Origin of the sequence: Microtetraspora sp. NBRC 13810, assembly GCF_030268685.1 — a bacterium.
Classification (GTDB): domain Bacteria; phylum Actinomycetota; class Actinomycetes; order Streptosporangiales; family Streptosporangiaceae; genus BSRQ01.
Window position 1 is genome coordinate 76200 of sequence record NZ_BSRQ01000006.1, and the last position, 12100, is coordinate 88299.

Annotated in this window: 8 protein-coding genes; 2 read left to right on the forward strand and 6 right to left on the reverse strand. The window is 71.9% G+C overall.

Features of this window, described 5'->3' with window-relative positions; all coding sequences use genetic code 11:
* Positions 1-119: 119 nt before the first annotated feature.
* Both acnA and QSK26_RS14105 read right to left on the reverse strand, forming a co-directional pair.
* Complete coding sequence (acnA, locus tag QSK26_RS14100) at positions 120-2852, reverse strand: aconitate hydratase AcnA (RefSeq protein WP_285775821.1); 2733 nt, start codon at positions 2850-2852, stop codon at positions 120-122.
* Positions 2853-3024: 172 nt separating this feature from the next.
* Positions 3025-3750, reverse strand: coding sequence for a metal-dependent hydrolase (locus QSK26_RS14105; RefSeq protein ID WP_285775555.1), 726 nt, complete (start codon positions 3748-3750; stop codon positions 3025-3027).
* Between the two features lie 550 nt (positions 3751-4300).
* Between QSK26_RS14105 and QSK26_RS14110 the strand changes: the two genes are divergently transcribed.
* Entirely contained in the window at positions 4301-5113 is an 813-nt protein-coding gene (locus tag QSK26_RS14110) for a PadR family transcriptional regulator (RefSeq protein WP_285775556.1), read from the forward strand.
* Between the two features lie 4 nt (positions 5114-5117).
* Positions 5118-5639 (forward strand): DUF1707 SHOCT-like domain-containing protein, encoded by a 522-nt coding sequence (locus QSK26_RS14115; protein WP_285775557.1) that lies wholly within the window; start codon positions 5118-5120, stop codon positions 5637-5639.
* 8 nt (positions 5640-5647) lie between these two features.
* Here QSK26_RS14115 and QSK26_RS14120 read toward each other — a convergent pair whose 3' ends face one another.
* The 4 genes from QSK26_RS14120 to QSK26_RS14135 all read right to left on the reverse strand — a co-directional run bounded on the left by QSK26_RS14120 (position 5648) and on the right by QSK26_RS14135 (position 12085).
* Positions 5648-7054: a sugar porter family MFS transporter gene (locus QSK26_RS14120; protein WP_285775558.1), complete on the reverse strand. Its 1407-nt coding sequence runs from the start codon at positions 7052-7054 to the stop codon at positions 5648-5650.
* A 77-nt stretch (positions 7055-7131) separates the two neighbouring features.
* On the reverse strand, positions 7132-9684 hold the full coding sequence (locus QSK26_RS14125) for a polynucleotide kinase-phosphatase (RefSeq protein WP_285775559.1): 2553 nt from the start codon (positions 9682-9684) through the stop codon (positions 7132-7134).
* Positions 9677-11074: a 3' terminal RNA ribose 2'-O-methyltransferase Hen1 gene (locus tag QSK26_RS14130; protein WP_285775560.1), complete on the reverse strand. Its 1398-nt coding sequence runs from the start codon at positions 11072-11074 to the stop codon at positions 9677-9679. The genes QSK26_RS14125 and QSK26_RS14130 overlap by 8 nt, the downstream gene beginning before the upstream one ends.
* Positions 11075-11161: 87 nt before the next feature.
* Entirely contained in the window at positions 11162-12085 is a 924-nt protein-coding gene (locus QSK26_RS14135; protein ID WP_285775561.1) for an LLM class F420-dependent oxidoreductase, read from the reverse strand.
* Positions 12086-12100: the final 15 nt, after the last annotated feature.

Consider the following 12100-nt stretch of genomic DNA (forward strand, 5'->3'; position numbering starts at 1 on the left):
AAGGTGGCTCGCCGGACGGCTCTTCGTCGTCTCGGGTGGTTCCCCCGAAAGGGGGCGCGGACTCGTGGCGCCCCGCCGTGCCGCTCAGACGAGCGGCACGGCTCCCGCGGATCCGCCGCTCAGCTCTTGGCCAGCAGGGAACGCAGGACGTACTGCATGATGCCGCCGTGGCGGTAGTAGTCGGCCTCGCCCGGCGTGTCGATGCGCACGACCGCCTCGAACGTCTTGTCCCCGGCCCTGACCGTCACGGTACCCGGGATGGAACCCTGGTTGAGCTCCTCGACGCCGGTGATGTCGAACGTCTCCTCACCGGTGAGGCCGAGGGACGACGCCGAGGCGCCCTCCGGGAACTGCAGCGGCAGCACGCCCATGCCGATCAGGTTGGACCGGTGGATGCGCTCGTAGGACTCGGCGATGACGGCGCGGACGCCGAGCAGCGCGGTGCCCTTGGCCGCCCAGTCGCGCGAGGAGCCCGAACCGTACTCCTTACCGGCCAGCACCACCAGCGGCGTCCCCGCGGCCTGGTAGTTGACCGAGGCGTCGTAGATGGTGGAGACCGGCCCGCCCTCGGCGGTGAAGTCGCGGGTCAGGCCGCCCTCGGTGCCCGGCGCGAGCAGGTTGCGCAGGCGGATGTTGGCGAAGGTGCCGCGGATCATCACCTCGTGGTTGCCGCGGCGCGAGCCGTAGGAGTTGAAGTCCTTGACCGCGACGCCGTTGTCCCGCAGGTAGGCGCCGGCCGGGGAGTCGGCCTTGATCGAACCGGCGGGCGAGATGTGGTCGGTGGTGACCGAGTCGCCGAGCAGCGCCAGCACCCGCGCGCCGGCGATGTCGCTCACCGGGGTGGGCTTCTCCGGCATGCCCTCGAAGTACGGAGGCTTGCGCACGTAGGTCGAGGACGGGTCCCACTCGAAGGTGTCGCCGGTCGGGATGGGCAGCGAGCGCCACATGTCGTCGCCCTTGAACACGTCGGCGTAGTCGCGCCGGAACATGTCCTGGCCGATCGAGGACGCGACCACGTCGGCCACCTCCTCCGGCGTGGGCCAGATGTCGGCCAGGTGGACCGGCCGGCCGTCCGCGCCGATGCCGAGGGGCTCGGTGTTCAGGTCGAGGTCCATCGTGCCGGCCAGCGCGTAGGCGACCACCAGCGGCGGCGAGGCCAGGTAGTTCATCTTCACGTCCGGGTTGATCCGGCCCTCGAAGTTGCGGTTGCCCGACAGCACGGCGGTGACGGCCAGGTCGCTCGCCTGGACCGCGGCGGAGATCTCCTCCGGCAGCGGGCCGGAGTTGCCGATGCAGGTGGTGCAGCCGTAGCCGACCAGGTTGAAGCCCAGCTTGTCGAGGTAGGGCTGGAGGCCGGAACGCTCGAAGTAGCCGGTCACGACCTGGGATCCGGGCGCGAGGGAGGTCTTCACCCACGGCTTGCGGGACAGCCCGGCCTCCACGGCCTTCTTGGCCAGCAGGGCCGCGCCGAGCATGACGTAGGGGTTGGAGGTGTTGGTGCACGACGTGATCGCCGCGATCACCACCGCGCCGTGGTCCACCTCGAAGGAGGTGCCGTCGGCCAGCGTCACCGGGGTCGGGCTGTGCGGCCGGACGCCGTCGATCCCGGCGTTGGAGGCGGGCGAGTCGGAGGCGGGGAAGGACTCCTCGACCGCCTCGTCCACGCCGTCGTCGGTCACGAAGACGCGCACGTCACGACGCCAGGTCTCCTTGGCGGCCGACAGCGCGATGCGGTCCTGCGGGCGCTTCGGCCCGGCGATGGACGGCACGACGGTGCCGAGGTCCAGCTCGATGTACTCCGAGTAGACCGGCTCGTGGGACGGGTCGTGCCACAGCCCCTGCTCCTTGGCGTACGCCTCGACCAGCGCGATCTGCTCGTCGGTGCGGCCGGTGAGCGTCAGGTAGTCGACGGTCTGCCGGTCGATCGGGAAGATCGCGCAGGTGGAGCCGAACTCGGGGCTCATGTTGCCGATCGTGGCCCGGTTGGCCAGCGGCACGCTGGTCACGCCCTCGCCGTAGAACTCCACGAACTTGCCGACCACGCCGTGCTTGCGCAGCATCTCGGTGATCGTCAGCACCAGGTCGGTGGCGGTGGCCCCGGCGGGCAGCCGGCCGGTCAGCTTGAAGCCGACCACGCGCGGGATGAGCATGGAGATCGGCTGGCCGAGCATCGCGGCCTCCGCCTCGATGCCGCCGACGCCCCAGCCGAGGACGCCGATGCCGTTCTCCATCGTGGTGTGCGAGTCGGTGCCCACGCAGGTGTCGGGGTATGCCTTGCCGTCCCTGGTCATGACGACCCTGGCGAGGTGCTCGATGTTCACCTGGTGCACGATGCCGGTGCCGGGCGGCACCACCTTGAACTCGTCGAAGGCGGTCTGCCCCCAGCGCAGGAACTGGTAACGCTCGCGGTTACGCTCGTACTCCCGGTCCACGTTGCGCTGGAAGGAGTCGGCGCCGCCGAAGAAGTCGACGATGACCGAGTGGTCGATGACCAGTTCGGCGGGCGCCAGCGGGTTGATCCTCGACGCGTCGCCGCCGAGGTCCCGTACGGCTTCGCGCATCGTGGCCAGGTCGACCACGCACGGCACGCCGGTGAAGTCCTGCATGATCACCCGGCCGGGGGTGAACTGGATCTCCACGCTCGGCGCCGCGGCCGGATCCCAGCCACCCAGCGCGCGGATGTGGTCGGCCGTGATGTTCGCGCCGTCCTCGGTGCGCAGCAGGTTCTCCAGCAGGATCTTCAGGCTGTACGGGAGGCGTGCCGATCCCTCGACGGCGTCCAGCCGATAGATCTCGTATGCCGCGTCACCGACGCGGAGCGTGTCACGGCTGCCGAAGCTGTTCGCGGACACGTGGGTCGCCTCCTCCATTGCTGTCTGTCTCCACACGAATCCTGCCGCAACGGCGGAGCACTCTGAGCAGTTAGGTCCGCCTAACTGGCTCTTCCGGCTGAGGCAACGGTGGATGTCTCGATATCAAGATATCTCTCAGGATATCTCGACATCAAGTTACCCTCCGGTAGGGTCAGAGCGGCGCGAGCCTCAGATAGAGCAGGCCGACGATGGCGACGGACAGCACCGGCGCCAGGAACTTCTGCTCGAACGCCCGCCCGGTCTTGATACCGATCTTGTACGGCAGGACCCACCGCTGCCGGAGCGGCCACAGCACCGGGCACCCCTTCTCGGTGCAGCAGTCGCCGACCACGTGGATGAACGAGCCGATCCCGATCGCGAGCCCCAGCCACGCGTACCCCACCTCGTAGGATCGGAACACCGCGAACAGGCCCACCGTGAGCGCGATGTTCACCATCGCCGAGGCGAACTTCTTCCCCGGGATGCCGATGCCTATGGCCCGCAACGCCAGCCCGACCATCAGCACGACCAGGATGTCCCGGCCCAGCGGATAGCGGTTGGCGAGCAGATGGGCTCCGATGCCGACGGCCACGGCGAAGACCAGCGAATGGGTCGCCCCGCGGTGGCCGCCGGTGATCCAGGCCACCACCTTGCTGAGCGCCCAGGTGAGCGGCCCGAAGGTCTGCGCGATGGTGGCGCTCGGATGGTCCAGGTCGGGCAGCATCGCGGCGCCCGCGCAGATCAGCGCCCCGGCGATCAGCTCGGCCGGGGTGAGCGCGTCGGCCATGACGCCCATCTCGATCAGCCGCGTGGACTCGCTCAGGTAGGGCAGGGATGCCAGTGCGGGGGCCAGCGCCAGCCAGGCCACCGCGCCCGTGAGGGCATGCGTGTGCCCCATCATGTCAAGATCACGGTAAGTAAGCCTACGGTAATGGGCGGGCAATACCCAGCGTCCACGGCGGTGTCGCGTTCGTGTCGCGTTCGTATCGCGGATGCCGCGTCCGCGTCGCCGTCCGCGTCTGCGTCGCCGCCCGGCCCCCGAAAGCCGCGGGGCCGCCACCCGGAAGCCGCCACCCGGGGCCGCTCCGCCGCACGGGCACGCCGTACAGGGGCGGGACGGACCGTGGGACAGGGTCGTGGGACGGGGCCGCAGGACGGGGCCGTCACCTGGGCGGACTCACAGGGGGCGAATGTCAGACGGGACCGTTCCCGGCTTCGAGAGCACCCCCCAGCCCTCCCGAATCGAGAACGATCCCGTCTATGTCTCGGATAACGCCCGGGTCTCGGAGCTTGTTCCCGCCCCTTCTCCAGAAATCCAGTGATGTGGCTCACTCAACCCAGCAGACCCGAAATGCACCGAAAAATCGGGATTGCAGGCGGTATGTTCTCGATATATCGTAGAAGCATCGAGAGCGATCGTCGGACGATCGTGGAAGAGGAGAAGATCGATGACCTCCGCACAAGCCATGCCGGGCCCGTGGTCCGGTCGGGAGTGGTCCGGCCGGGAGTGGTCCCGGCGAGAAGGGGCCGGCCGCGAGTGGGCCGGCCGGGAGGCGGCCGAGCTGCGCAGGGAGATGCGCCGCGCCGCCAAGGGAGCCGCGAAGGGGGCCTTCCGGATGATGCACGCCGCCTGGCAGGGGATGCCGCCGCAGGGCGAGCACCCCGGGCACCGCGAGGGCGGGCCGCACGAGCACCGGCACCGGGGCCACCACGGCCAGCGTCCCTTCCCCTGGGACCTCGCCCGCGGCTTCTTCGGCCCGGGCTTCCCGCACGGCGGCCGGGGCGGCCCCGGCCGGGCGCGCAAGGCCAAGCGCGGCGACGTCCGCGCGGCGATCCTCGCCCTCGTGGCGGAGGAGCCGCGCAACGGCTACCAGGTCATCCAGGAGATCGCCGAGCGCAGCCAGGGCGGCTGGAAGCCGAGCCCCGGGGCGGTCTACCCCGCGCTCCAGCAGCTCACCGACGAGGGCCTGGTGCACGCCGACGAGAGCGAGGGGCGCAAGACCTTCCGGCTCACCGACGCGGGACGGGCCTACGTGGCCGCGCACCCGGAGGAGGTGCGCGCGCCCTGGGAGGACATGACCCCCGACGTGGACGACAGCACGTGGGAGTTGATGGACCTCGCCAGACAGACAGGGTTCGCTATGATCCAGATTCTGCAGACGGGCAACGATGCGCAAATCCGTCAGGCGAGGCAGACTCTAGTGGAGACGCGGCGCAAGCTGTACCAGATCCTTGCCGATGGCGATCCCGCCGAGGAGTGACCGCATGACCGCCCATGACGACCTCCGTGTTGGTGACGCGGAACGAGACGCGATGATGGAGGCGCTGCGCGAGCACTACGCGCAGGGCCGCCTCGACCGCCAAGAGCTCGACGAGCGGCTGGACCAGACGCTCGCCTCCCGCACGTTCCGCGATCTCGCGAAGGTCGCCGAGGACCTCCCCGCACTGCGCGACCCCGCCCTCCCGGACGACCCGCCGCGCTCCGAGCGGGGCTGGGGGCCTCCGGGCTGGGGACCGCCTCCGGGCTGGGGGCCGCACCACCGGGGCTGGGCCGGTCCGCGGCGCGGACCCGGCCGCGACCGGCGGCACGGGCTTCCCATGCGGGCCGACCACCGGATGCCGGCCGGGCGGCATCCGGTGGTGCCGGGGGTGCTCGTGATGATCGCCGTGGTCGCCCTGGTGGCCGGGGCCGGCGGCATCCATCTGCTGTTCCTCGTCTGGCTGGCGCTGGCGTTCATGGGCATGGCCCACCGCCACCACCACCATCGCCACCGCGGCCACGGCTGAGTCCCCGCTCAGCCCATCTCCTCCAGCCTGCGCCCCTTGGTCTCCGGCACCAGGCGCAGCACCAGCACGAACGACAGGGCCGCGAAGCACGCGTAGCCGACGTAGGCGCCGGCCAGGTTCCACTCCGCCAGCCCGGGGAACGTCACGGTGATCAGCCAGTTGGCGATCCACTGGGCCGCGGCGGCCACCGACAGCGCCACGGCACGGATGCGGTTGGGGAACATCTCCCCCAGCAGCACCCAGACCACCACCCCCCACGACAGGGCGAAGAACAGCACGAAGACGTGCGCGGCCAGCAGCGCCATCGTGGCCTGCGCCTGCGGGATGCTGACCGCGTCCCCCCGCGCCGCCCCCGCCCCGAACGCCCAGGCCGCCGTGGCGAGGGCCACGGTCATGCCCGCCGACCCGATCAGCAGCAGCGGCCTGCGGCCCACCCGGTCCACCAGGGCGATCGCGACGAACGTGCCGACGATGTTGACGATCGACGTGGAGAGGCTGATCAGCAGGGAGTCGCTCTGGGCGATCCCGACGGACTGCCACAGCGACGCCGAGTAGTAGAAGATCACGTTGATGCCGACGAACTGCTGGAAGACCGACAGCGCGATCCCCAGCCAGACGACGCCGAGCAGCCCGGCCACCGGGCCGCGCAGGTCGCGCAGCGAGGCGCGGCCCTCGGTCCGCAGCACCGCCCTGATCTCCGCGACCCGCTCGTCCGGGTCCGCCCCCTCGCCCTCGACCTCGCGCAGCACCTCGCGCGCCTCGCCGACTCTGCCCGCCGAGACGAGATGCCTCGGCGACTCGGGGATCTTCGCGGCGAGCACGAGGTAGAGGACGGCGGGCACCAGGCAGGCGCCGAGCATCCACTGCCACGCCTGGAGGCCGAGCAGCGTGTTGTTGACGTCCCCGCCCGCGATCCGCACGATCACGTAGTTGGCCAGCTGCGACACCGCGATGCCGAGCACGATCGCGAGCTGCTGGAAGGAGGCGAGCCGTCCCCGGTAGGCGGGCGGCGCGACCTCGGCGATGTACGCGGGGACGATCACCGACGCCATCCCGATGGCCACGCCCGCCAGCACCCGCCACATGGCGAGGTCCCAGATGGCGAACGGCAGCGCCTGGCCGATCGAGCTGACCGCGAACAGCGCGGCGGCCAGCCGCATGGCTCTGGGACGCCCGAGGCGGTCGGCGATCCCGCCGGCGATCCAGGCGCCCGCCGCCGACCCGAGCAGCGCCGCCGCGACCGTCGCCCCGGTCGCGACCGCGCCCACCTGGAAATGCTTCTGGATCCCGGTGACCGCACCGTTGATCACCGCGCTGTCATACCCGAACAGGAATCCTCCGACGGCCGCCGCTGCGGCGACGAAGACGACCCTGCCGAGGCGTACCCGACCTGGTTCCGTCACTGTGGCGCTCATGCGGTTCTTTACCCGGAAAGCCGCGGGCGCAACGGCCCACCGGGTTCAGGATCTACCTGACCGGGGAGACGGCCGGGTCACAGCCTCGGGTCGACCGGCTCGGACTCCAGCGCGAGCACCGCGAAGACCGCCTCGTGGACCCGCCACAGCGGCTCCGCCGCGGCCAGCCGGGTCAGCGCCTCCACGCCGAGGGCGTGCTCGCGCAGCGCCAGCGAGCGCTTCTTGCCGAGGAAGCGCCGCCGCAGCTCGCCGAGGCTCTCGGTGTAGTCCGGGCCGTAGACGATGCGCAGGTACTCCCGCCCGCGCACCTTGATCCCCGGCTGCACCCGTCCCGTCCCGTACGCGGCCGGCTTGACCACCATGCCCTCGCCGCCCGCCTCGGTCAGCGCGGTCCACCACTCCACGGCGGCGGCGCGCGAGGCGCCGGACTCCAGGTCCACGAGCACGCTCCGGGTCGGCGCGATGATCTCGTGGTCCAGCCGGGACAGCAGGGACAGGTGCCAGGGGTGCGGCTCGTCGGTGATCAGCGCCCGGCCCTCGCAGGCGAGGATCTGGAACGGCGCGAGCCGTACGCCGTCGAGGCCGGAGACCGGGGCGACGTAGCGGGCGTAGGCGTCGCGGAACAGCGCGGCGTTCTCCGCGCGGCGCCGGGTGCGGCCGAGCAGCCCGGCCACGTCCAGCCCGCGCCCGGCCGCCGCCTCCAGCGCCGCGACCGCCTCGGGCAGCGCGCCCCTCGCCGCGGCGCCCACCGACGCGTACTGCTCGCGGATCAGCCCGCCCGCCTTGGCCGACCAGGGCAGCAGCTCGCAGTCGAGCACCACCCAGTCCGAGCGCAGCTCCGGCCACAGCGGCTCCATCGCCTCCGTCAGCAGGGCGACCAGCCCGGCGGTCCGCGCCGGGTCGGCGAAGAACGGCCGCCCGGTCCGCGTGTAGACCGTCCCCGACGTGCCGTCCTGCACGCCGAAGCGGGCCGCCGCCGCCTCGGGGGTGCGCGCCAGCACGGCCACCGCCCGCGAGCCCATGTGCTTCTCCTCGCACACCACCTCCGGCACGCCCGCCGCGCGGAACTCGGCGAACGCCTCCAGCGGGTGCTCCAGGTGGCCGTCGAGGCCGGAGGTCTCCGCGGGGGCCATCGTGGGCGGCAGGTAGACGAGCCAGCGCGGGTCCACCGCGAACCTGCTCATGATCTCCAGCGCGGCGGCCGACTGCTCCTCCAGGATCTTGACCCGTCCGGCGAGCCGGGTCTCCACGTACCGGGTGCCCGCCACGTCGCCGTGCGCGAGCGCCGACGGGTCGCTGCGGCCGGGCGCGGCCAGCGGCTTGACCGGCTCGTACCAGACCCGCTCGGCCGGCACCGAGACGACCTCCTTGGCCGGGTAGCGCAGGGCGGTGAGACTGCCGCCGAAGACGCATCCGGTGTCCAGGCAGATCGTGTTGTTGATCCACTCGGCCCTGGGCACCGGCGTGTGACCGTAGACGACGGCCGCCCTGCCGCGGTAGTCGGTCGCCCACGGGTGGCGGACCGGCAGGCCGTACTCGTCGGTCTCGCCGGTGGTGTCGCCGTACAGCGCGAAGGCGCGGACCCGGCCGGAGGCGCGGCCGTGGTAGGACTCCTTGAGCCCGGCGTGCGCGACCACCAGCTTGCCGCCGTCGAGCCGGTAGTGGCTGATCAGGCCGTCCATGAACCGCCTGGCCTCCTCGACGAAGCCGGGCGGCTCCTGGGCGAGCTGTGCCAGCGAGGTCTCCAGGCCGTGCGCCACCTTGACCTTGCGGCCGTCCAGCGCGCGGACCAGCTTCTGCTCGTGGTTGCCCGCGACGCACAGCGCGGTGCCCGCGGCGACCATGCCCATCACGAGGCGCAGCACGCCCGGCGAGTCGGGGCCGCGGTCCACGAGGTCGCCGACGAAGACGGCGGTCCTGCCCTCGGGGTGGGCGGCGCCGACCGCCCTGCCGTCCACCCGCTCGATCCGCCAGCCGAGCGTCTCCAGCAGGGTCTCCAGCTCGGAGCGGCAGCCGTGCACGTCGCCGATCAGGTCGAACGGGCCGGTCAGGTGCCGCAGGTCGCTCCACGCCTTCTCGTAGGAGATCGCCGCCGCGTCGATCTCCCCGACGCCGCGCAGCACGTGCACCCGCCGGAAGCCCTCCTTGGCCATCCTGGGCAGCGACCTGCGCAGTTCCCTGCGCTGGCGGGCGACGACGTGCGACCCGAAGTCGCGGTCCGGGCGGGTCGCGTTGCGCTCGACCGCGAGCTGTTCGGGCACGTCGAGCACGATCGCGTCCACCAGCACGTCGTGCGCCCTGGCGACGTCCACGAGCGCCCGGCGGGCCGCCTGCTGGACGTTGGTGGCGTCGACGACGGTGAGCAGGCCGCGGCGCAGCCGGGTGCCGACGATGTAGTGCAGCACGTCGAAGGCGTCGGCGCTGGCGCTCTGGTCGTTCTCGTCGTCGGCCACCAGGCCGCGGCAGAAGTCGGAGGACACGACCTGGGTCGGCGCGAAGTGCCGCGCGGCGAACGACGACTTGCCGCTCCCCGACACCCCGACCAGCACCACCAGGCCGAGTTCCGGCACGCTCAGCCGGGTCTCCCGCCCGTCCGCGGGCCCCTCCTCGGACACGGTCGTCTCAGACACGGGTGAACACTCCCATCTGGGTCGGCGGTCCAAGCTCGGGGTCGTCGTCGCCGACCGGGCGGTGGCCGACGGTGTAGCCGTACCGGTCGCAGACCGCGTCCGCCCAGGCGGCGAACTCGGCGCGGGTCCACTCGAAGCGGTGGTCGGGGTGACGGAGGCCGGTGAGCGTCTCGTAGCGGACGTTGTACTCGACGTTCGGCGTGGTCACGATGACGTGCCCGGGGCGGGCGGCGCCGAAGACGACGCGTTCCAGCGCGGCCAGCCGGGACGCATCCACGTGCTCGATCACCTCCATGAGCACGGCGGCGTCGAATCCGGCGTACCGGTCGTCGGTGTAGGTGAGCGCGCCCTGGAAGAGCTCCAGCCTGGACCGCCGGGACTCCGCCATCCGGTCCAGGCCGAGCCGCCCGGCGGCCATCGTGAGCGCCCGGGTGGAGACGTCCGTCCCGGCGATCCTGGTGAGGGCCGGGCGCTTGAGGAGGTCGGCGAGCAGCCGCCCGGAGCCGCAGCCGAGGTCGATCACGCTGTGCGCGCCGATCTCGTCGAGCACGCCGAGCACCGCCTCCCTGCGCAGGGTGTTCAGCGGCACCCTGCTCTCCGCGGCGCCCTCCGGCTCCTCCTCCACCGGCGGTTCGAGTGCCTCTTCGACGTCGTCGCCCACCTCCGCCAGCCGGGCGAGGGCGGCGCGGGCCAGGGACCAGCGGCGGCCGAGGTACCGGCGGGTGATCAGGTCGCGTTCCGGGTGCTCGGCCAGCCAGCCCTCGCCGGCCCGGATCAGCTTGTCCACCTCGTCGTGCGCGATCCAGTAGTGCTTGGCGTCGTCGAGGACGGGGAGCAGGACGTAGAGGTGGTTGAGCGCGTCGGCCAGCCGTACCTCGCCGTGCAGCGTGAGCCGTACATATCGCGACTCGCCCCATTCCGGGAACGCCGGGTCCAGCGGCAGCGCCTCGGCCCGCGCCCGCCAGCCGAGCGGCTCGAACAGCGCCCGCGCCAGGCCGGGCCCGCCGCGGCAGGGCAGCGCGGGCAGGGTGATCGACAGCGGCAGCGGCACGGCGGGCAGGCCGGGACGGGCGGCGCAGCGGCCCGCCCGCGCGGTGCGGAAGACGTCGGCCAGCGCCACGGCGAGCAGCGACGACGCGGCGTAGGGCCGGTCGTTGACATATTGCCCGAGCGAGAAGTCCGGGGAGGACTTGCCCCGCGTGCGGACCAGCCGGATCGGGTCGATCTCCAGCATCAGCGCGGCCGTGCACCGATCCTCGCCCGCCTCCGGGTAGAAGACGTGCGCCGTGCCGAACGACTGGCCGAACTCCTGCACTCTGCCTGGATGCTTGTGCAGCAGATAGCCGAGGTCGGTGGCGGGGCGGGCGGTCGTGGAGATCGTCAGCAGCACGCACGCCAGTCTTCCCCACCTGTTCACCCGTGCGCGACCCCATAAGTCCCCTATGGCCGGTACGGCGGCCCGTACCGGCCACGGAGATCACACGTGCGGCAGCACCTCGGCGGCGAGCAGCTCCAGGTGGTCCAGGTCGGACAGGTCGAGCACCTGGAGGTAGAGACGCTCGGCACCGGCCTCGGCGTAGGCGCCGATCTTCTCCAGCACCTCGGCGGGCGTGCCGGTCAGGCCGTTGACACGCAGTTCGGCCTCCTCTCGGCCGATCGCGGCGGCCCGCCTGGCGATCTCCTTCTCGTCGGAGCCGCAGACGACCACGTGCGCGGCGGAGTAGGTCATGGACTCGCGTCCCACCGCCTCGCACGCCACGCGGACCCGCTCGTAGGCGGCCCTGGTGTCCTCCACGTGGTGGAAGGGCACGTTGAACTCGTCCGCGAAGGCGGCGGCCAGCCGCGGAGTGCGCTTGGCGCCGCCGCCGCCGATGATGATCGGCGGATGCGGGCGCTGCTCCGGCTTGGGCAGCGCGGGCGAGTCGGAGAGCCGGTAGTGCGCCCCCTCGAAGTGGAACTTCTCGCCGACGGGCGTCTTCCAGAGGCCGGTGATGATCTCCAGTTGCTCCTCGAACCGGGCGAACCGCTCGCCCAGCGGCGGGAACGGGATGCCGTAGGCGGTGTGCTCGGCGTCGAACCAGCCGGTGCCGAGGCCCAGCTCCACCCGGCCGCCGCTCATCTGGTCCACCTGGGCGGCGCTGATGGCGAGCACTCCGGGGAGCCGGAAGGTGGCGGCGCTGACCAGGGTGCCCAGCCGGATCGTGGACGTGTCCCTGGCGAGCCCGGCCAGCGTGACCCAGGCGTCGGTGGGACCGGGTGCCGGGTCGACGTCACCCATGTGCAAATAGTGGTCAGAACGGAAGAACGCGTCGAATCCAAGACGCTCGGCCGCCCGCGCTACGGTGAGCAGCTCCTCGTAGGTGGCGCCCTGCTGCGGCTCGGTGAAGATCCTCAACTTCATGCCACCAATTATCCG